At 73.2% G+C, this 20,921-nt stretch carries 17 protein-coding genes; 10 read left to right on the plus strand and 7 right to left on the minus strand.

The features are described 5' to 3' along the window. Nucleotides 1–52 precede the first annotated feature (52 nt). Complete coding sequence (locus ACWAT2_RS02830; RefSeq protein ID WP_402371195.1) at nucleotides 53–2,911, plus strand: helix-turn-helix transcriptional regulator; 2,859 nt, start codon at nucleotides 53–55, stop codon at nucleotides 2,909–2,911. A gap of 117 nt (nucleotides 2,912–3,028) precedes the next feature. Beyond that, the gene (locus ACWAT2_RS02835) at nucleotides 3,029–3,910 is read left to right on the plus strand and encodes a DUF3097 domain-containing protein (RefSeq protein WP_402371193.1); all 882 of its coding nucleotides are present in this window, start codon (nucleotides 3,029–3,031) and stop codon (nucleotides 3,908–3,910) included. Here the strand turns inward: ACWAT2_RS02835 and ACWAT2_RS02840 are convergent, their stop codons facing one another. Then, complete coding sequence (locus tag ACWAT2_RS02840; RefSeq protein WP_402371191.1) at nucleotides 3,911–4,429, minus strand: DUF4282 domain-containing protein; 519 nt, start codon at nucleotides 4,427–4,429, stop codon at nucleotides 3,911–3,913. It lies immediately after the preceding gene. Nucleotides 4,430–4,547: 118 nt separating this feature from the next. Between ACWAT2_RS02840 and ACWAT2_RS02845 the strand changes: the two genes are divergently transcribed. Then, nucleotides 4,548–4,943, plus strand: coding sequence for a DUF4870 domain-containing protein (locus tag ACWAT2_RS02845; RefSeq protein WP_402371189.1), 396 nt, complete (start codon nucleotides 4,548–4,550; stop codon nucleotides 4,941–4,943). A gap of 117 nt (nucleotides 4,944–5,060) precedes the next feature. Beyond that, nucleotides 5,061–5,498, plus strand: a complete 438-nt coding sequence (locus ACWAT2_RS02850; RefSeq protein WP_402371187.1) for a DUF4870 domain-containing protein — start codon at nucleotides 5,061–5,063, stop codon at nucleotides 5,496–5,498. 42 nt (nucleotides 5,499–5,540) lie between these two features. Here ACWAT2_RS02850 and hemW read toward each other — a convergent pair whose 3' ends face one another. Together hemW and lepA are read right to left on the minus strand one after the other, a co-directional pair. Further along, the gene (gene hemW / locus ACWAT2_RS02855; RefSeq protein ID WP_402371185.1) at nucleotides 5,541–6,815 is read right to left on the minus strand and encodes a radical SAM family heme chaperone HemW; all 1,275 of its coding nucleotides are present in this window, start codon (nucleotides 6,813–6,815) and stop codon (nucleotides 5,541–5,543) included. A gap of 1 nt (nucleotide 6,816) precedes the next feature. Then, entirely contained in the window at nucleotides 6,817–8,712 is a 1,896-nt protein-coding gene (gene lepA / locus ACWAT2_RS02860) for a translation elongation factor 4 (protein WP_402371182.1), read from the minus strand. A gap of 144 nt (nucleotides 8,713–8,856) precedes the next feature. Here lepA and ACWAT2_RS02865 point away from each other — a divergent pair, with 144 nt between their 5' ends. Both ACWAT2_RS02865 and ACWAT2_RS02870 read left to right on the plus strand, forming a co-directional pair. Beyond that, nucleotides 8,857–9,627, plus strand: coding sequence for a maleylpyruvate isomerase N-terminal domain-containing protein (locus tag ACWAT2_RS02865; RefSeq protein ID WP_402371180.1), 771 nt, complete (start codon nucleotides 8,857–8,859; stop codon nucleotides 9,625–9,627). Between the two features lie 107 nt (nucleotides 9,628–9,734). Continuing rightward, a complete protein-coding gene (locus ACWAT2_RS02870) occupies nucleotides 9,735–10,523 on the plus strand; it encodes an enoyl-CoA hydratase/isomerase family protein (RefSeq protein WP_402371177.1) in 789 nt (262 codons plus the stop codon). A gap of 6 nt (nucleotides 10,524–10,529) precedes the next feature. Here ACWAT2_RS02870 and ACWAT2_RS02875 read toward each other — a convergent pair whose 3' ends face one another. Beyond that, on the minus strand, nucleotides 10,530–11,342 hold the full coding sequence (locus ACWAT2_RS02875) for a MerR family transcriptional regulator (protein WP_402371175.1): 813 nt from the start codon (nucleotides 11,340–11,342) through the stop codon (nucleotides 10,530–10,532). An 11-nt stretch (nucleotides 11,343–11,353) separates the two neighbouring features. Then, nucleotides 11,354–11,881, minus strand: a complete 528-nt coding sequence (locus ACWAT2_RS02880; RefSeq protein WP_402371173.1) for a VOC family protein — start codon at nucleotides 11,879–11,881, stop codon at nucleotides 11,354–11,356. 57 nt (nucleotides 11,882–11,938) lie between these two features. Between ACWAT2_RS02880 and ACWAT2_RS02885 the strand changes: the two genes are divergently transcribed. Both ACWAT2_RS02885 and rpsT read left to right on the plus strand, forming a co-directional pair. Further along, nucleotides 11,939–12,481 carry a type II toxin-antitoxin system PemK/MazF family toxin gene (locus ACWAT2_RS02885; RefSeq protein WP_402372076.1) on the plus strand — a complete coding sequence of 181 codons (543 nt, stop codon included), beginning with the start codon at nucleotides 11,939–11,941 and terminating at the stop codon, nucleotides 12,479–12,481. Between the two features lie 150 nt (nucleotides 12,482–12,631). Then, the gene (gene rpsT, locus ACWAT2_RS02890) at nucleotides 12,632–12,892 is read left to right on the plus strand and encodes a 30S ribosomal protein S20 (protein WP_402371171.1); all 261 of its coding nucleotides are present in this window, start codon (nucleotides 12,632–12,634) and stop codon (nucleotides 12,890–12,892) included. 79 nt (nucleotides 12,893–12,971) lie between these two features. Here the strand turns inward: rpsT and holA are convergent, their stop codons facing one another. Together holA and ACWAT2_RS02900 are read right to left on the minus strand one after the other, a co-directional pair. Beyond that, nucleotides 12,972–13,997: a DNA polymerase III subunit delta gene (gene holA, locus ACWAT2_RS02895; protein WP_402371168.1), complete on the minus strand. Its 1,026-nt coding sequence runs from the start codon at nucleotides 13,995–13,997 to the stop codon at nucleotides 12,972–12,974. A 72-nt stretch (nucleotides 13,998–14,069) separates the two neighbouring features. After that, a complete protein-coding gene (locus ACWAT2_RS02900) occupies nucleotides 14,070–17,228 on the minus strand; it encodes a glycoside hydrolase family 9 protein (protein WP_402371165.1) in 3,159 nt (1,052 codons plus the stop codon). A 150-nt stretch (nucleotides 17,229–17,378) separates the two neighbouring features. Here ACWAT2_RS02900 and ACWAT2_RS02905 point away from each other — a divergent pair, with 150 nt between their 5' ends. Together ACWAT2_RS02905 and ACWAT2_RS02910 are read left to right on the plus strand one after the other, a co-directional pair. After that, nucleotides 17,379–18,518 carry a glycosyltransferase family 4 protein gene (locus tag ACWAT2_RS02905; protein ID WP_402371163.1) on the plus strand — a complete coding sequence of 380 codons (1,140 nt, stop codon included), beginning with the start codon at nucleotides 17,379–17,381 and terminating at the stop codon, nucleotides 18,516–18,518. 77 nt (nucleotides 18,519–18,595) lie between these two features. Then, complete coding sequence (locus ACWAT2_RS02910; protein ID WP_402371161.1) at nucleotides 18,596–20,791, plus strand: ATP-binding protein; 2,196 nt, start codon at nucleotides 18,596–18,598, stop codon at nucleotides 20,789–20,791. The last annotated feature ends 130 nt before the right edge of the window (nucleotides 20,792–20,921 follow it).

Consider the following 20,921-nt stretch of genomic DNA (forward strand, 5'->3'; position numbering starts at 1 on the left):
CGCCGTGCCCCCGGTCCGGGGCGACCACGCCGCCACCTGGCACGATGACCAGGTGAGCCTCGAACCCTCTCCGCTGGTGGGCCGCGCCGACCAGCTCGGCACGCTGCGCGGCACCCTGTCGTCGGCCCGGCACGGCCAGGGCGACACGGTGCTGCTGTCGGGCGAGGCGGGGATCGGCAAGACCCGCCTGGTCACCGAGCTGCTCGCCGCCGTCGGCGACGACGTCCTCGTCGTGCGCGGACAGTGCGCCGACTCGGGCTCCGGCCCGGTCCCCTACGCGGGCGTCGAAGGCGTGCTGCGCGAGGTCGTCGCCGCCCTGGGGCCCGCCGACGCCCTCGCCGCCGCCGGCCCGGCCGCGGACGCGCTCGGCGCCGTCCTGCCCGAGCTCGTCGACGTCCGCCCCGACGTCGGCACCGGGCGCGCACCCGACGTGCTGGCCGACCTCCTCACGACGCTCGCCACCGAGCGGCCGGTCCTCGTCGTCGTCGAGGACCTGCACTGGTCCGACGACGTCACCCGCGCCGTCGTGTCCCGCCTGGCCCGCGCGGCACGCACCACAGCCCTGTGCCTGGTGGCCACCTACCGCAGCGACGACGTCGGCCGCCGGCACCCGCTGCGCACCACCCTCGCCGAGCTGGACCGGGCGCGGCTCGTCACCCGGGTCGAGGTCCCGCGCCTCGGTGCGCCCGAGGTCGCCGAGCTCGCCCGGACGGTGCCCGACGGCGGCAGCCCCGTCGCGCTCGACACCACCGCCCTGGCGGATCTCGTCGAACGCTCCGAGGGTGTGCCCTTCTACGTCGAGGAGCTCGCCCGCTGCCTCGACGCGGAGATGCCGACCTCCCTGCGCGACGTGCTGCTGCTGCGCTACTCCCAGCTCTCGGCCGGGGCGCAGGAGTTCTGCCGACTCGTCGCGGCCGCCGGCGCACGGGCCACCCACGACGTCCTCGCCGGCGTGCTGGGCGACGACGCGCTCGCCGCCGCCGAGCCTGCCGCACGCGAGGCGGTGGACGCCCTCGTGCTGCTCGCCGAGCCGGACGGCTACCGGTTCCGCCACGCGCTCATGCAGGAGGCCGTCGACGCGGAGCTCCTGCCGACCGAGCGCCGTCGCCTGCACACCGGGTACGCGCAGACGCTCGCGAGCGGCCCCCGGACCGTGCCTCGGCTCGCCGAGATCGCGGACCACTGGTGGCGGGCCCGGGTCCCCGGCAAGGCGCTCGCCGCCGCGGTCACCGCCCACGCGGCCGCCGGGCACGACGCCGCGGTCTCCACGGCGGCGGCACTCGGCGAACGAGCCCTGGAGCTCTGGGAGCTCGTCGAGGACGCCGAGGCCGTCACCGGCACGACCCACCACGACCTGCTGCTGCGGGTCGCCGACACGCAGCAGCTCGCGACCCGTGCGGACCGCGCACTGACGCTCGGCCGTCAGGCGCTCGTCGAGTGGCCGGCCCGCGACCCTGGCGGACGTGCACAGGCCCTCGGCCAGGTGGCCCTGTACTCGCTGCGCACCGGCGACCCCGCCGGTCAGGACCTGCTGTCCGAGGCGCTCGAGATCGCCCCTGCCGACGACGCGGACACCCGGCTGTGGCTGCTGCGCGCGCAGGCACGCACCGCGATGCTCGCCGGCCGGGCCGACGAGGCGATCGACGCCGCGACGCGCGGTCTCGAGGTGGCGACGGCGTCGGGCGACGCGGTCACCGCGTCGATCCTGCACAACACCCGCGCCGTGGCCCGGATCAACACCGGCGACCTGGTCGCGGTCGACGAGCTCGTGGCGGCCCGCGACCTGGCCGGGGACGACTGGCACGCCGTCAGTCGGTACTTCACGAACGGTTCGGACGCCTTCATCAAGCTCGGCCGGTACGCCGACGCGCTCCGGCTCGCGGCGGAGGGCGCCGACCGTGCCCGCCGCAGAGGTGCGGGCATGGTCAGCCGCACCATGCTCGAGGGGAACGTGGCCGAGGCCCTCGTCATGATGGGCCGGTGGAGCGAGGCCGACGCCTGGTACGAGCAGGCCACGACCCAGGTCGAGCCCAGCACGTTCGCCGTGTACCTCGCCGAACGGTGGACGTGGCTGACCCTGTGGCGCGGTGACGTCGACGGGGCGTTGGCGATGGCCCGCCGCCACCGTCCGGTGTGGATGCGCCACGAGCGCATCGAGACGCAGGTCCGCTACCGGATCCGCACCACGCTGGCCGAGCTGGCCCTCGTGCGCGACGACCTCGACGACGCACTGGACCTCGTCGGCATCGTCACCGACCACCACGATGGCGCCATCCCGTACGCCCTCTCGTTGCTCGGGGTGGCCGGACGAGTGCTGGCCCGCGCCCGCGACGAGGGCCGGGACGTCGACGTCGTGCCCTATCGCGACGCACTGGAGCGGTGCGCCGTGTGGCCCACCCACCCGGTGTGGGAGGCGGTGTTCGACGCCGAGCTCGGCGAGGGGCCCTGGTCGGCCGTCGCTGACCTCGGCCCCGACGACGGCGCGCCGGCTCATCTACGGCCCTACGCCCTGTGGCGCGACGGCCGCGCACGGCTCGACGGCGGCGACACGGCGGGGGCCCGCGGCCTCCTGACCGCCGCCGTCGAGGCGGCCGAGGCGATCGGTGCGGGCTACGTGCGGGACCGGGCCCTCGCCCTGCTCGACGACGCAGGGCCCGCCGTCCCTCGACGTGCGCCGCGTCAGGGCTCCCGGTCCGGCCTCGGCGGCCTGACCGACCGCGAGCGCCAGGTGCTCGGCCTCGTCGCGGAAGGGCTGACCAACGGCGAGATCGCCGAGCGGCTGTACATCTCGCGCAAGACGGCGTCGGTGCACGTCTCGGCGATCCTGCGCAAGCTCGGTGTCGCCTCCCGCACGGAGGCGGCCGTCGTCGCCCGCACCGACTCTCACAAGGACTCGCACACCGCGAGGTAGGGCCGCCTGCCGTCCAGGAGTGCCCGCGGGCCACTTCGCCACCACCGGAGGCACTACTTGGCAGTGACGGGGTGTCGGTCACCGCCGCGGCCGCGACCGCTGCCTAGGCTCGCCTGCGTGCACGACCGCTACGGATCCGACGTCCTCGCCACCGCCTCGACCCGCGTGGCGGGCACCCCCGACGGGTCGGCGCACCATCGCCGACGACCCGCGTCACGACCCCAGGCAGCCGAGCCCGGCCTGGTGGTCGAGGAGGTGCAGACCGGCTGGGTGGGCGCCGTCGTCCGCGTGGAGAAGTCCGGCGGGATGCACCTGGTGGTGCTCGAGGACCGGCGCGGCAAGACCCGCTCGTTCCCCCTGGGGCCGGGATTCTGGGTCGACGGGCAGCCGGTCGAGCTCACCGCGCCCGTGACGTCGCGGGCACCCGCCCCACCGGCCCGGACCGCCTCCGGGTCGGTCGCCGTCCACGGCGCGCGGGCACGGGTCGCCCGCGGCTCACGCATCTGGGTGGAGGGCAAGCACGACGCGGAGCTCGTCGAGAAGGTCTGGGGCGACGACCTGCGCGTCGAGGGCGTGGTCGTGGAGATGCTCGACGGGGTGGACAACCTGGCCGCCGCCCTGGCGGAGTTCGGCCCCTCCCCGGAGCGCCGTGTCGGGGTGCTGGTCGACCACCTGGTGCCCGGCGCGAAGGAGCAGCGGCTGGCGGACGCCGCGCTGCGCACCGTCCGCCCTGGCACGGTGCTCGTCCTGGGACACCCCTACGTCGACGTCTGGCAGGCGGTGCGCCCGGCACGGGTCGGGCTGCCGGCGTGGCCGGCGATCGACCGCGGCACCGAGTGGAAGATCGGCATCCTGCGCGAGCTCGGCTGGCCGGCGTCGGGCCCCGCGGACGTCGGCCGGGCGTGGCAGCGGATCCTCGCCTCGGTCCGGGACTTCCGAGACCTCGACCCGGCCCTGCTGGGCCGGGTCGAGGAGCTCATCGACTTCGTGACGGCGTGATCACAGCATCCCGTCACGCCGGGCGTAGTGGTTGACCTTCTCGGAGATCGACACCACGGCCAGGTAGAACTCGAGCGTGATACGGGCGATCGCGAGATAGACCAGCGCGATGATCCAGCCGAAGAGCAGGAACCCGATGCCCGCCCACACGCTGTTGCTGAACGCCGCCACGAGCGCGACCAGCCAGCCGAGCGCGATGAGCACCGTCACGATGACGTAGACGATCTTGACGACCTTGGGCGTCACGTAGCTCATGAACGAGTAGTCGAACAGCGCCCCGAAGAATCCCTTGGTGTCGTTGCGGGCCACGTCCGCCGCCGACGACGCCGCACCGGCGTAGAACGGGGGGTCGCCCGCGGGCGGCTCGCCGACCGGCCGCTCGCCGATCGGCTGCTGGTACGGCTGGGCCGGCTGCTGGTGAGGCTCCTGGTGGTACGGCTGGTGGGGCGGCTGACCCGGCGGCGGCTGGCCGTACGGGTCCTCCGGCTCTCCGGGGGGCCTCGGCGTGTTCTCGCTCATCGTTCCTCCTCATAGGTGGGCCAGCACCACTCTCGGCCCGCCGGACAGGGCACGCCACCGGTGCGTCCGGTTCGTCCGGCATCTGGGAAGCCGCACCGCCCTCTGCCAGGATGGATGCATGACCCACAACCCGCCGCCTCCCGACCAGCACTACGGGCCTCGGCCGCTCTCGCAGCCCGACGAGCGGACCTGGGCGATCCTCGCCCACATCGGCCCCCTGCTGGTGGCGGCGATGACCGGCGGGACGCTCGGACTCCTGGCCCCGTTGATCATCTGGCTCGTGCTCCGCGACCGCAGCGCCTTCGTCGCCGACCAGGCCAAGGAGGCGCTGAACTTCCAGATCACGCTGCTCATCGCGGTCATCGTCGGCTGGGTCACCACCATGATCCTCGTCGGCTGGCTCGTCCTCGTCGCGGCCTGGATCACCGGCCTGGTGCTCGCGATCATCGCGGCGATCACCGTGAACCGCTACGAGCTCTACCGCTACCCGATCATTCTTCGCCTGGTGAAGTGACCGGGTGAAATCTTGTCGCGGCCGTGGAGGCCCGCACCACCAGCCCTGCGCGACCGGTAGGTTCGCCCGGGTGCGCCCGGCGCCAGAGTGCGCCATCCGACGATGGAGAGGAATCAGATGACCGAGCAGTCACCCGACCCGAACGCAGGTCAGGACCCCCAGCAGCCGCCCCAGCAGCCCTACGGCCAGCAGCCGCCCCAGCAGCCCTACGGCCAGCAGCCGGGCGGCCCCGTCTCGCCGTCGGACGAGCGCACCTGGTCGATCGTCGCGCACGCCGGCGGCATCCTCGTCGGCTTCGTCGCACCGCTCGTCGTCTGGCTGATCTTCAAGGACCGCAGCCAGCGCCTGAACGACCAGGGCAAGGAGGCGCTGAACTTCCAGCTCACGCTCCTGCTCGCCTACGTCGTCGGGTCGGTCCTGACGATCATCCTCATCGGCGGACTCATCCTCTTCGCGGCCTGGGTCTGCGCCATCATCTTCGGGATCCTCGGAGCGATGGCCGCCTCGCGCGACGAGCTGTACCGCTACCCGTTCAAGATCACGTTCATCAAGTGACGCGGATCCCGGCGCCCGGCGGCATGCCGCCGGGCGCCGGGATCAGGCGGTCAGCTCCCGCACCACGGAGTCGGCGAGCAGCCGTCCCCGCCGCGTGAGCACCGCGCGCCCCTTCACGGCGGCCGTACCGTCCAGCAGTTCCCGGGCCACGAGCCCCGCGACGGCGCGGCGGCCGTCGGCGTCCAGGACTGCGAGGTCGAGCCCTTCAGCCAGCCGGACGCCGAGCATCACCCGTTCGAGGTGCGCCTCCTGCGTGGCCAGCAGCTCGCGTCCAGCACCCGGTGACCTGCCCGCCTCGAGTGCCGCGGCGTAGCGCCGCGGGTGCTTGACGTTCCACCAGCGCACACCGGAGCGACCACCGTCCGCGGCGCTGCCGTCGGCCCCCGAGCGTGCCCCGACGTAGGAGTGCGCACCCGGGCCGATCCCCCACCAGTCGTCCCCGCGCCAGTACGCGAGGTTGTGCCGACAGGCGTGCTCGGACCCCCGCGCCCAGTTGCTGACCTCGTACCAGGCGAGCCCGGCGGCGGTGAGCAGGTCGTCCGCGATCTCGTACTTGGTGGCCTGGTCGTCCTCGTCCGGCAGCCGGACCTCGCCGCGACGCACCTGGGCGGCCATCTTCGTGCCGGGCTCGACGACGAGCGCGTACGCGGAGACGTGGTCGACGCCGGTGGCCAGCGCAGCCTCCACCGACGCCCGCCAGTCGGCGGCGGACTCCCCCGGCGTGCCGTAGATCAGGTCGAGCGAGACGTCCAGACCCGCCTCCCGGGCCCAGCGCACGACGTCGGGGATGCGGTCGGGGTCGTGGGTGCGCTCGAGGGTGGCCAGCACGTGCGGCACCGCGGACTGCATCCCGAAGGAGACCCGGGTGAACCCGGCCTCGGCGAGCAACGCCAGCGACTCCGGAGTCACCGAGTCGGGGTTGGCCTCCGTGGAGACCTCCGCGCCGGGCGCCAGTCCCCAGGCGTCACGCACGCCGGTCAGCACCCTGGCGAGGTCGGTGGCCGGCAGCATGGTAGGCGTCCCGCCCCCGAAGAACACGGTCGAGACCGGCCGGTCACCCAGGCCTGCGTCGTCCAGCACCCGGGCGGCCAGGTCGACCTCCCGGAGCGCCGTCGTCGCGTACGCGAGCTGCGACGCCCCACCGCCCAGCTCCGAGGCGGTGTAGGTGTTGAAGTCGCAGTAGCCGCACCGCACCGAGCAGAACGGCACGTGGACGTACACGCCGAACCGCGCGCCGTCGTCCGTCGCCGGCCCGGCCACGAAGGAGGGCAGGGCCCCGTCCGCCGGGACGGCCTCGCCGTCGGGAAGAGCGGGCACGCTACTTCTTCTTGTCCTTCGTCTCCTTGCCGCCGGCGCCGTCGGAGGACAGCGCGGCGATGAAGGCGTCCTTCGGGACCTCGACGGACCCGATGTTCTTCATGCGCTTCTTGCCCTCCTTCTGCTTCTCGAGCAGCTTGCGCTTGCGCGAGATGTCGCCGCCGTAGCACTTGGCGAGCACGTCCTTGCGGATCGCGCGCACCGTCTCGCGGGCGATGACGCGGGCGCCGACGGCCGCCTGGATGGGCACCTCGAACTGCTGACGCGGGATGATCTCCTTGAGCTTGGCGGTCATCTTCACGCCGTACTCGTAGGCCGCGTCCTTGTGCACGATGGCGCTGAACGCGTCGACCTGGTCGCCCTGCAGCAGGATGTCCACCTTGACGAGGTCCGCGGCCTGGTCGCTGACGGGCTCGTAGTCCAGGGAGGCGTATCCCCGCGTGCGGGACTTCAGGGCGTCGAAGAAGTCGAAGACGATCTCGGCCAGGGGCAGCATGTAGCGCAGCTCGACGCGGTCCTCGGACAGGTAGTCCATGCCCTGCATGGTGCCGCGACGGTCGGTGCACAGACCCATCACGGTGCCCACGAACTCGCTGGGGACCAGCACCGTGGCCTTGACCACCGGCTCGCGAACCTCCTTGATCTTGCCGCCCGGGAACTCCGACGGGTTGGTCACCTTGACCTCGGTGCCGTCCTCCATCGTCACGTCGTAGACGACGTTCGGGGCGGTCGAGATGAGGTCCAGGTCGAACTCTCGCTCCAGACGCTCGCGCACGATCTCGAGGTGCAGCAGCCCGAGGAACCCGACACGGAACCCGAAGCCGAGCGCGACGGACGTCTCGGGCTCGTAGTTCAACGCCGCGTCGTTGAGCTTGAGCTTGTCGAGGGCGTCGCGCAACGTCGGGTAGTCGGAACCGTCGACCGGGTACAGCCCGGAGAACACCATCGGCTTGGGCTCGGCGTACCCGCCGAGCGCCTCGGTGGCCGGCTTGTTGGCCGTGGTGACCGTGTCACCCACCTTCGACTGGCGGACATCCTTCACACCGGTGATGAGGTAGCCCACCTCGCCGACGCCGAGGCCGTTGGTCTTGATCGGCTCCGGAGCGAGGACCCCGATCTCCAGCAGCTCGTGCGTCGCCCGGGTCGACATCATCTGGATGCGCTCGCGCGGGTTGAGGTCGCCGTCGATCGCGCGGACGTACGTCACCACACCCCGGTAGGTGTCGTAGACGGAGTCGAAGATCATCGCGCGTGCCGGCGCGTCCGGGTCGCCCACGGGCGCGGGGACACGCTCGACGATGCGGTCCAGCAGCGGCTCGACGCCCTCGCCCGTCTTGCCCGAGACCTTGAGGACGTCCGCGGGGTCACCGCCCACGAGGTGGGCGAGCTCCTCGGCGTACTTCTCCGGCTGCGCGGCCGGCAGGTCGATCTTGTTGAGGACCGGGATGATCTCCAGGTCGTTCTCCATCGCCAGGTACAGGTTGGCGAGGGTCTGCGCCTCGATCCCCTGGGCGGCGTCGACCAGGAGCACGGCTCCCTCGCACGCGGCGAGCGACCGGGAGACCTCGTAGGTGAAGTCGACGTGGCCCGGCGTGTCGATCATGTTCAGCGCGTAGGGCGTCAACGGCTCGTCGGCCGTGCTGCCGGCCATCGCCCACGGCATCCGCACGGCCTGGGACTTGATCGTGATGCCGCGCTCGCGCTCGATGTCCATCCGGTCGAGGTACTGGGCGCGCGCGTCGCGCGGCTGTACCACACCGGTGAGCTGCAGCATGCGGTCCGCGAGCGTCGACTTGCCGTGGTCGATGTGCGCGATGATGCAGAAGTTGCGGATCAGCTCGGGCGCCGTGGCGTTGGGCTGGATGCGCTCGCTCAGCGCGGGGGACGGGATGGGCAACGCGTCTCGCTCCGTCGGGTCAGGGCCGGTGGGGATGGGCCTGGTCATTGTCCCATGCCGCCGACGGTCCGGATGGCAGCACCTCGACGGCCCCTGGCAGGCCGAGACCTTCATCTCGGACGCGCCGCCCTCTAGCGTGACGTCATGATCACGGCCGCACCTGTCGTCGACCCCCGCTCCGGTCGCCGCCCCGACGCCGCGGACGATCTCGACCACCTGGCGTTGCTGGGCGGCCTGCAGCAGGCCTTCGCTGTGGACGTCGAGAGCGCGGACCCGGACGCCCGCGTCCCGGCGTGCGGACGCTGGCGAGTCCGGAACCTCGTCACCCACCTCGGGCGCATCCACCACTGGGCCGCAGGCCAGGCCCGTCGCGTGCAGGAGACACCGCTCGGCCGCGGCCCGTTCGACCTCGCGCCGTTCTACGCGGAGCAGGCGGCCGAGGTCCGCGAGGCCCTCGCGACGCTCGGCCCTGACGCCAGGTCGTGGACCCTGCTCGGCAACGGTCCCGCCTCGTTCTGGCGACGCCGGCAGGCGCACGAGACGCTCGTGCACCTGCACGACCTGCGGGCCGCGCGCCAAGGTTCCGCCATCGCCGTCGGGCACGGGGCACCGATCGACGTCGCGGCGGAGGTCTGGGCCGACGCCGTCGACGAGGTCGTCAGGATGTTCGCCCCGCGCCAGGTGCGGCTGGGTCGGATGGACCCGCTGACCGTCGCCGTCGGGCTGGAGGCCACCGACGTCGGCTGGTCCTGGACGCTGGGCGGCGGCACCGGACCGGACGTCGTCGTCCGCGGCTCGTCCCGCGACCTCGCCCTGGTGCTCTGGCGGCGCCTCACCCCCGCCGAGGCGGACGTCGAGATCGTGGGCGACGTCGCGGCGCTCGGCAGCGCTCTCGCCGCGCCGATCGTGCCCTGAGGAGACACGGTCTCGCTCGCCACCCGTCCGCTGCCCTGGTTCACTGGACCGCCGACCGGTCCGTCCGCGGTCTCCCCCGGCCGCTTCACCGCCCTGAGGAGCACCCTGTGCCGCACACCGTCACTGTCGAGGACGACGGCGCCGTCGCCGTCGTCACCCTGCAGCGTCCCGAGGCCCGCAACGCCCTCGACCTGACGCTCAAGGAGGAGCTGCTGGCCGCGCTCGGCGAGGTGGGAGCCGATCCCGAGGTGCGCGCCGTCGTCCTCGCCGGCGCCGGCCCCGCCTTCTGCGTCGGTCAGGACCTGCGCGAGCACGTCGCGTCGCTCGACTCGGGCGCCTGGGCCACCCAGCGCACCGTCGAGCGGCACTACAACCCCATCGCGGAGGCGCTGACCACGATGCCCAAGCCGGTCGTCGCCGCCGTGCACGGCGCGTGCGTCGGGGCAGGCCTCGGCATCGCGCTGGCCTGCGACCTGCGGGTGCTCGCCGACGACGCCGTGCTCGGCACGGCGTTCGGCGGCGTCGGCCTGACGTTCGACACGGGGCTGTCGGCCACGCTCACCTGGGCGGTGGGAGCGGCGCGAGCCCGCGAGCTGGTCCTGCTCGGCGACACGTTCGACGCCCGGAGCGCCGTCGCGTGGGGTATCGCAGGGCGCGTCGTGCCCGCCGAGGACGTGCTGACGACCGCCCGCGAGCTCGCGGGGCGGCTCGCTGCCGGCCCGACGCTCGCCCACGCGGCGTCCAAGCGACTCGTCGCCGCGGCGACGACCCAGCCGTTCGCGGAGACGTTGGCGGCGGAGGCCGAGGAGCAGGAACGCCTCGGACGGTCTGCCGACCACCGCGAGGCGGTCGACGCGTTCCTCGCCCGTCGCCGCCCGACGTTCGGCGGGCGGTGACCGGACCTACTCCCAGGTCGCGGTGGCGGGGTCGATGCCGTGGGTCCGGGCGTTCGCGTCGACGATGCGCCGGAACCACGAGGCAAGACCCGGGCGGACGCCGTCGTAGTGAGCCGCGAAACCCGGCTCCGCCTCGAACCGGCGCGCGAGGCAGACCTGCATCTGCCGGCTGAGGGGGAAGCACGAGGCCGAGAAGACCTCGCGGTGCCGTTCGGCGAGCCGGTTCGCCTCGGGACCACCCGGGACGACGCCGTCGTCCATCGCCTCACCGAGCGCGACCTCGACGCCGGCCAGGGCGTCAGCCGCGCCCTGCCACTCCTGCGGACCACGAGAGGCCGAGCGTTCGGCGTAGCGCAACCACTCGGCCGTGTCTCCGTAGCGCCGGCGCGCCTCGGCGGACCAGCCCGGGTCCCAGCCCGGGCCGAGGATCGCGGCCTGCTGCTCCGCGGTGAGCAGCAGGCCGCGCTCGTGGGCCTCGATCATCCGGTCCAGACCGACGCCGAGCTGCCGGAGTCGCTCGGCGCGGGCGGCGACCTCGGCACGCTGCGCCCGCAACGCGGCGGGCACGTCCGTCGTCGGACCGTCCAGGACCGCACGGACCGCGTCCAGCCCGAGGCCGGTCTCGCGGTAGACGACGATCCGCTGCAGGCGTTCCACGTCGTCCGCCGTGTAGAGCCGGTACCCCGCGGCGGTGCGCGCGGACGGGCGCGCCAGGCCGATCTCGTCCCAGTGGTGGAGCGCGCGGACCGTCACCCCCAGGCGGGTCGCGACCTGGCCGACCGTCAAGCCGTCGGAGGGCGCGGGCGGGGCAGCAGGCATGCTCCTCAGTATCACCGCCCGTCGCCGTCCCCGGCGTGCGTCGGCCCGGTGATACCGATGTCCGCGAGGTTCCGCGCCTCCTCGCTGTCCCCGTCGTACTGCTTCGCGGCCGTGAGCACGACCCGCGCGTTCTCGGGCGTGATCACCTCCACGTCCCGGGTGTTCCACGGTGTGTCCCGGGGCCCGTGGACCCCGTGCGGTCGCAGGGCACGGCAGGCCTCGGCCACCTCGTCGACCTGGCTCAGCACCCCCGCGAAGCTGTAGCTCATGGCCGGCGGCTCCTCCGGGACGCTCGCCGCGGTGACGAGCAGCACGTCCTGGAACGTCCACCGGCGCAGATGCACCAGGACGCCGGGGATGCCGAACAGCTCGAAAAACCCGAGCCCTCGGACCCAGAAGTCGGTCGAGCCGGCAAGATCGGTCGTGGGAACCGTCACGAACGCCGGCATCCCGTAGATGCCGCGGAACGGCTCCGGCGGGACGGCGTCAGGGCCGGGGGCGGGGACAGGGCTGATCTCGAACGCGTGGTAGAAGGTCATGCGCCCACCCTCCGGCCTCACGCCGCGTGAGGGTCAAGCTATGCTGCCCGCGTGAGAATGCCCCGCTGGTCGACGCTGCGACGTGCGGCTCGAGTCCTCGGTTCCGCGATCGGCGCCCGGCCGCGGGGCCGGCGCACCCCGGTCGGCACGACGCCGCGGTCCGGCGGCCCGGCACCGAGCGCCCCGACGGCGCGAGGGACCTACCCGGGGGACTACGACGGCGCCGTCCGCGCCAGCTACTCCCCGCGCCCCGACGGCGCACCGGACCCGGGCGAGATCGTCTGGACGTGGGTGCCCTACGAGGAGGACGCCACCCAGGGCAAGGACCGGCCGGTGCTGCTCGTGGGCCGCGACGGCCCCTGGCTGCTCGGCCTGCAGCTCACCAGCCGGGACCACGACCTCGACGCCGCTCAGGAGGCCCGGCACGGCCGGTACTGGATGGACATCGGCAGCGGCCCGTGGGACCGCCGGCGGCGACCGAGCGAGGTCCGGCTGGACCGGGTGATCCGTGTAGACCCGGGGGCGGTGCGCCGCGAGGGCGCCGTGCTGGACCGGCACGTCTTCGACCGGGTGGCCGAGGCGATGGCGCGAGGGGCCTGAGGCTGGTAATCTAGTGCGCTGCGTGTCCGCCCAGGTCGGCGGGCACAGCCACAGTTCCTCTCCACGGGTCCCCACCCCAGTCCCGGAGCTGCGGCCGCCCTCTACGACCTATCCGCTCGCCGTCAGGCGAACACACCAGGAAGTACTCCAGTGGCAAACATCAAGTCCCAGATCAAGCGCAACAAGACGAACGAGAAGGCTCGTCTGCGCAACAAGACCGTCAAGTCGGAGCTGAAGACGCACATCCGTAAGGTTCGTGCCGCCGTCGCCGCCGGTGACAAGGAGGCCGCCTCGGCTGCCCTGCAGACCGCGACGCGCAAGCTCGACAAGGCCGTCTCGAAGGGTGTCATCCACTCCAACCAGGCGGCCAACCGCAAGTCGGCCATCGCGAAGGCTGTCGACTCGCTCTGAGCTGACACCGAACGCTGGTGCGAGAGGGCGCCGTTCCCGGACGGGACGGCGCCCTCTCGCTGTTCCAGCGCCCGCGCCGTCAGCGCATACCACGGGCGCGCGCGATCGTCAGGACGGCCTTCTCGACCGCGTAGACCGGGTCACGCCCCCCGCCCTTGACGTCCGCGTCGGCCTGCGCCACCGCCGCGATCGCCGCGGCCAGGCCTTCCGGTGTCCACCGGGAGAGGTCTCGGTTCGCGTTGCGCACCTGCCACTCCTGGAGCCCTTGCTCCCGCGCCGTCGTCGAACCACCACGGATCGCCGCGACCCGAGCGAGAGTACGCAGCCGCAGCGCAAGAGCCGCCACCACCGGCACCGGGTCCGCCCCGGTGTCCAGGGCGTGCCGCAGGAGCGCCACCGCTGACCCGGCGTCCCCCGCCACGGCGGCGTCCGCCACCTTGAACCCCGTCGCCTCGACGCGCCCGCCGTAGTAGCGGTCGACGGTCGCCTCCCCGATCGTGCCGGTGGTGTCGGCCACGAGCTGAGCGCACGCCGAGGCGAGCTCGCGCAGGTCGTTGCCGAGGGCGTCCACCAGGGCACGCACGGCCGCGGGCTCAGCCCGCCGCCGAGCAGCGCGCAGCTCACCGGAGACGAACGCCACCTTGTCGGCGTCGCGACTGATCGCGTCGCACTGCAGCACCGGCGCGCCGGAGGTAGTGATGGCGTCGAGCATCCGTTTGCCGCGGTTGCCGCCGCCGTGCACCACGACGACCACGCCCTCCGGGTCAGGGGCCGCGACGTAGTCGACCAGGTCGGCCACCAGGTCCTCCGTGCACGCCTCCGCGCCGCGGACCACCACCACCTTGGCCTCGCCGAACAACGACGGGCTCGCGGCGACCGTCAGCTCACCGCCGACGTAGGCGGCGGCCTCGAGCTCGACCTTCTCGATCTCCGGGTCGCGCGACCGCGCGAGGTCCACGACACCGTCGACCGCGCGTTCCGCGAGGAGTCCCTCCGGTCCGCGCACGAGCACGACCGGGGCGAGCGTCGGGTCGTCCCAGGGCCGGGTGTTCGCCGAGGCCTTCGGGCGCCGCGCTGGGCGAGGACGAGAAGAGGTCGATGGCACGGGCCCAGCCTGCCAGACCGCACCGACAGTCGGCGCGGCCCGGCAGGCAGGGCGAACGGTCGCTCGGACCGGTCAGTCCGTGGCGCAGCGCACCCCGTCGAGGTGGAACACCTCGGGCTCGTCGCCGTCGGCACTGCTGCTCAGGTACCCGAAGGTCGCGGTGTCTCCGCGGACTTCGGTGCCGTCCGGGTCGGCCAGACGGCCGTTCCACGAGGCGTTCCCCGCCGTGACCGTGGCGCCCTCCTGCGTGACGTCGGCGCTCCACGACCGCGTCACCGACTCGCCGTCACCCAGCTCCCAGGCGAGCTCCCAGCCGTCGATCGCACCCGGACCGAGGTTGGTCACCCAGACCTGGGAGTTTGCCCCGCCACCGGGCCACGTGCCGTGCCGGGTGTACGACACCTGGCACGTCGGCGTCGGCGGCTCCCACGCCGTCGCGCCGTCGCCCATGTCGGCCGCCCAGGAGGCGTACCAGGCGAGCGCGGCATTCCAGTTGATGGTGGTCTCGTTCGTCGACCACGAGTCGGCGTCGTCGATGTAGCACGCCTGGGGCGCGCAGCCCTGGAGGTTGGCCTGCGCCACCGGGTCCTCGATGCCCGAGTTCGGGCCACCGGCCACCTTCCCGTCCGGGAAGGGCGGCAGGCGATCGGCGGAGGCGTACCAACGGCTGTGCATGTTCTGCGAGAAGTGCGATCCGTACGCCGTGACGTACGAGTTGTTGATCGCGTTGCGGCCGAGCACGTAGTCGATCGACTCCAGCGCCGCGGCACGGTACTTCTCCTCGCCGGTCAGGTCGAACGCCGTGGCGATGATCACCGCGTTGTTGAGGACCTGGTGGGTCGAGCCCCAGACGTAGCCCCCCGGGTTGTACGGGTGGCCGAACGGCTCGCCCTGCTGGATCTCCAGGTAGCCGTCCGCGCCCTCCACCACGGAGTCGATGACGTCCCCGCGGCCGGGCAGGTTGTTCGGCACCGTGGCCAGGTCGAGACGGCCGGCGACAGCCGTCCTGCCCCAGTCGAACCCGGTGGGCGACCAGATGTCTCCCTGGTCACCGCCGACGTGGTACTCGGACTCCAGGACCGCATCGGCGAACTCTTCCTCACCCGTGGTGAGGAAGAGCTGGGCCGCAGCCCAGTACCGGTCGTCGTCGAGCTCGTCGTCGTTGTACGGGCCACCACCCGGGTTCGGGTCGAGGTCGTTCGTGTTGGGCGCGAGGATGTCCGGGTGGGCACCCGCGGCCTCCCACGCACGCCGGGCGGCGTCGAGCAGCTCGTCGGCGTACGCCGCATCGTGCTCGGCGTACAGGCGGGCGCCCTGGGCGGCGGCGGCGGCGAGGTTGAGCGTGGCCGCCGTCGAGGGCCGGTGCACGTAGCGCGGCATCGGGTCCTCGTGGGGCAGCGTGTTCAGCCCGGTCCAGGCGATGTCGTGGAGCTTGTGGTGCACCAGCCCGCCCGCGTCGACCTCGTCGCCGTCGATGGTCATGTCGACGCCGTCGGCCACCTGCATCTTCAGCATCCAGTCGAGGTTCCAGCGCACCTCGTCAAGGACGTCCGGCACATCGTTGCCTCGCTCGGGGATCACGAGGGTGGAGTCGCCGAGCGCGCCCTCGTTCACCACGCCGGCGTGCAGCGAGCGCTCGTAGGCCGAGAGCAGCTGGTAGACCGAGATGCCCGAGTTCACGACGTACTTGCCGTGGTCGCCCGCGTCGTACCACCCGCCGGACGCGTCGATGGTGTACCCCTCGGGGCAGGCCCACCCGTCGGCACCGTAGTGGTCGTCCCCGCCGAGCTGGGGCGAGCCCTGGTGGTCGACGGCACCGGTGGGCGGCAGGCAGGGCACGTCGACGTCGCCCTGGTTGACGTCGCTGCCGCCGAACTTCGACACGTGACCGGCCGGGCGGACGTACTCCTCCTTGTGCAGCTCGCCGTCGATCTCGATCGGCTCGATCTCGATGCCCGAGCGCTGCGTGTAGTAGATGCCGAGGGCGTCGGTGCGCAGCCGCTCGTACAGCGACGGCGTGATCTCGAACGGGTACGACTCCTCGCCGTCGGCAGCCAGGCGGAAGCCGGTGCCCGTCTCGGCGACGTCGCCGAAGTCGATGGTGTGCACGTCCAGGCCCGCCGACTCGTCGAAGCCGGCCGGTTCCGACTCGCCGGAGGCGACGACGTCGCCGTCGTCGTCGAGCAGCTCCCACTCGACCGGGTCGACCGCTTCCGTCACCAGGGTGGCGTTCTTCGGGCCGTCCGGCAGGTATCCGAGCTGGTTCACGCGCACGCGCGGGCCGGTGTCATGCTCGAACTCGGCGACCTCTCCGCCGGTGGTCAGCGAGACCAGGTCCAGGCAGACCTCGAAGTCGTCCTCGTTGCCGCCGAGCTGGAGCTGGATCTCCGACTCGGCGTCGGCCGCCACCTCGAAGGTCTCGCTGAACGACTGCCCGTCGGGCCGCAGCGTGACGTCCGCGAAGTAGAGCGGGGGCCACTCGGTCTCGGGGTCCGGAACGATGACGCGGGCCGAGGCCTGCGGCTCGGCGCTCGCGGTCACCGTGACGGTGTAGGCACGACCGGCCTCGAACGCGAGGCCGCCCTGGCCGACGATGACGTCCCACTGCTCGCCGCCGCCCGGCACGACTCCGCACAGGCGGCCGTCGGACTCTGCCAGCGTCACGTCGCCCGCGGTCCACCACGGCTCGAGCCCGTCGAACGTCGGGTTGGCCAGCAGCTCGGCGACCGGGTTGACGTGCACCGACGTCAGGCACAGCTCGCTGGCAGGTTCGGCACCGGAGAGCTCGAACTGGATCCGCTGCGCGTCGCCGGAGGCCGTGAACGACCACTCGTACTCCTGCGCCTCGGGCGAGACGGCGAACGCCTCCTGGACGTCGTAGGTCACGTCACCGGCGGCACCGTCGGACTGCACGCTCATCTGCAGGCCGGCCGTGCCGGGTTCGCCGTGCGCGGTGAAACCGACGGAGTACGTCTCGCCCGCGACGAGGTCGAGGTCGACGAAGTTGCCGAACCGTTCCACCTCCGGGACGCCGAGGCAGAGCTCGCCGTCGCTCACCTGGCTGTCGTCGATCCCCCACCACTGGCCGGCCACACCCGGTTCGAACGAACCGTTGGCGACGAGGTTGGGGGCGTCCTCGGCCTGGGCACCGATCGGTACCAGGGTGGCGGCGAGGGCGAGTGCTGCTGCGGCGGCCACGACCGGACGGCGTCGTTGCTGTCTTGGTCTCACGCTGTCTCCTCTGTGAGAGCGCTTCCATCTTTGGACGCCCCGAGCCTAGCGCGTGAGACAGATCACGTGAACCCGTGCCCGAGTGGATTCGATCCTGTGCCCACGCCGCCGCCCCTCCCCACTCGTGCCGGCCCCCGGTAGCCTGAGCCGGTGCCCCGGACCCTCGTCGTCACCAACGACTTCCCCCCGCGTCAGGGCGGTATCGAGACGTTCGTCCACGCGATGACCTCCCGGTTCGACCCGGCCGAGGTGGTCGTCCACACGTCCGCCACCCCCGGCCAGGACGCGTTCGACCGCACCCTGCCCTACCCCGTGGTGCGCGCGGACACCCGCATGCTGCTGCCGACCCCCGCGCGCACCCGCCAGGTGGTGCGGCTCGTCGAGGAGCACGGCTGCGACAGCGTGTGGTTCGGCGCTGCGGCCCCGCTGGGGCTCATGGCTTCCGCGCTGCGTCGTCGCACCTCCGTGCGCCGCATCGTCGCCACCACCCACGGCCACGAGCTGTGGTGGGCCCGGGTCCCGGGCACCCGCGCGGCGCTGCGACGCATCGGCCGGGACGTGGACCACCTCACCTACCTCTCGGACCGCACGGTCGACACGCTCGCGGCCGCCGTCGGACCGCAGGCCGCGGCGCGCGCCGTCCGCCTCTCCCCCGGCGTCGACCCCGAGACGTTCGCCGGCGCCGACCCGGCCGGGGGCCGGGAGGTGCGCACCCGCTACGGGATCCCGCCGGACGCGCCGGTCGTGCTGTGCGCTGCCCGGCTGGTGGAGCGCAAGGGGCAGGACACGCTCGTCCGCGCCCTGCCGGCGGTCCTGCGCGACGTGCCGGACGCGCGGCTGCTGATCGTCGGGGACGGGCCGGACGCCGACCGCCTGCGCCGGCTCGTCCACGACCGCGACCTGGCTGACCGCGTGGTGCTCGCCGGCGGGCACCCGCACACGGCGATGCCCTCGTTCTACGCGGCGGCCGACGTCTTCGCGATGCCGTCGCGCAGCCGGCGCGGCGGGCTCGAGGTCGAGGGCCTGGGCATCGTCTACCTCGAGGCCCAGGCCGCCGGGCTGCCCGTGGTGGTGGGCAGCTCCGGTGGCGCCCCCGACGCGGTGCGCGACGGCAGGACCGGGTTCGTCGTCGACGGCACCGACCCGGACGACGTCGCCCGCCGCCTGGTCGAGCTGCTCGCGGACCCGGCCCGGTGCCGACGCATGGGGGCCGACGGGCCGGGCTGGGTGCGGGGCGCCTGGACCTGGGACCAACGGTTCGACACGCTCCACCGGCTTCTCACGGCCTGACGCCGGGAAGCCGGCGCGCGCCTGACACAGCGTGGACTTCCGCTGCTGTCGCCCCGCGCACGTGGTTGCATGATCCGGTGGACCGCTACCTCGCCGCCGCGCCGACCTTCGCCGCCCGCCGCACGCGGCTGCTGGGTCGCGAGCACGAGGTCCAGGCGGTCCTGGAAGCCGTCGACGCGGCCAGCCAGTCCGTCGTGACCATCACCGGCGTCGGCGGGTCCGGCAAGACGTCCCTCGCCGTCGAGGTCGGCCACCTGCTCGCCGGTCAGTTCGGGCGTCGATGGTTCGTCGACCTCACGGTCGTCGACCAGTCCGAGGACGTCGTGGTGCACGTGCTGCACGAGGTCGGGCTGCGCTCCTCGCTGGGCGACCCGCACGACGTCCTCGCGGCGGAGCTGCGCAGCGGGCCCGCCCTGATCGTCCTCGACAACTGCGAGCACGTCCTCGACGCCGCGGCCCACCTCGTCGGCATGGTCGCGGCGGCGTGCCCCGAGCTGACGATCGTCGCGACGAGCCGGCGTCCCCTGGACGTTCCGGGCGAACGCCGGCTCGGCCTCGGTCCGCTGCCGCTGACCGACGACGGCGAGCCCGGCCCGGCGGTACGGCTGCTGGCCGCACGGGCGAACGCCGTCGGAGCCCGGGTGGACCCGAGGGGACCGGAGGGCGCCGCTCTGCTCTCCGTGTGCCGGCGGCTCGACGGGCTCCCCCTGCCGCTCGTCCTGGCCGCCACGCAGCTGCGCACCATGACGCCGGCCGAGCTCGACGCCGGCCTCGCCGAGCGATTGCGGCTGCCCGCGATGCGCGGCGGCACCGCCCACCAGCGCACGATGACCGCCTCGCTCGACTGGAGCCTGGCGCTCCTGACCGACGACACCACTGATCTCTACCGGCGGCTCGGCACGTTCGTGGGTGGCTTCGACGCCTCGCTGGCCGGTGCGGTCTGCCCGCCCGGCTCCTCGCCAGCACAGGTCGTGACGGGCCTCGCCGAGCTCGTCGACCACTCGCTGCTGGCCGTCGACACCACCGGTGCCACGACGCGCTACCGCATGCTCGCCGTCGTCCGCGAGCACGCCCGGGCCTGCCTGGACGACGCGGCTCGCGTCGAGGTGACCGCCGCGCACCGCCAGGCCGTGCTGGCCCGGATCTCCGCACAGCGCGACCGTGACCGCTACTTCTCCCCGGAGCAGATCCACGAGCTCGAGGAGCTGCACGACGACATCGTCGCGGCCATCGACAGCGCCATCGCCTGCCGCGACGCCCCCACCCTGGTCGGTCTGCTCACCGGCACGATCCGCTTCTGGCGGGTGACGGGTCGGATCCGGTTCGGGCTGGATCGCAGCAAGGCCGCCATCGCCGTCCTCGACGGCGCCGGGCGTGCCGTCCTGGAGTACATGCTCGCGGACCAGGAGCGCATCCTCGGCCTCCTCGACGACGCGGCCGAGCACGCGCGCGACGCCCTCGAGAAGATCCGTCGTCGCGGTGAGCCGGCCTCCTGGCTGCCCTTCGCCCTGGGGGTCAGCGGAGACGTCGCGGCCGCCCAGGGGCGGTTCGACGACGCCCGCGACGCATACCGGCAGGTGCGGGAGCTGTACGACCCGCAGACGGACCCCCGCCTGCACGCTCTCTGGTGCGCCAACCTGGGCGGGATCGAGCTCGAGGCCGGCGAGGACGCCGTCGCGGAACCGCTGCTGGAGGAGGCCCGGGAGATCTTCGCGGTCCACCCTCCGGTCTGGCTGGCGGGCCGCGTCCGCGGGCACCTCGGGGTCCTGGCTCGACGCCGCGGCGACTTCGGTGCGGCCGCGACGCTCCTGCTCGAAGGGCTCGACGACCTGGCGCCGTACCACGCGCTCGCCGAGGCCGCTCCCCTGGTCGACGAGCTGGCGCTCGTCCTGGAGGCCACCGGTAGGGTGCGGGACGCGAGCGACTGCCACCGCGCCGCGGCGGAGATGCGTCGCCGCATCGGCTCCGCCGAGCCTGGGGACACCGAGACGATGGGCGGTCAACCGGCGCTCTCGATCGCGGAGGTGGTGGCGCTGGGCCGTCGCACGACGACCCGCAGGCGTGGCGCGGCCGTCCTCACCCCGCGCGAGCTCGAGGTGGCCGAGCTCGTGGCCGAGGGCCTCACGAACCCGCAGATCGCCGAGCGCCTCGTCATCTCCCCCGGCACGGCTCGGACGCACGTCGAGCGGATCCGCACCAAACTGGGCGTCGGCTCGCGTGTCCAGGTGGCTCGATGGGTGCTCGAAGAATACGTCGAACGACAGACGCGCTGAGCCCACCCGGCGGCGCAGGATGGAGCCAGATCGGGTGCGGGGTTCGAGACGCCGCGCCCGAGACGGTGCGAGCCGTTCCCCCGGCGGCTCACCTGGCACCACGGTGGCGTCGGCGCTGTCGGCGCCACCG

It is taken from the genome of Isoptericola sp. GX10416 (assembly GCF_056590155.1).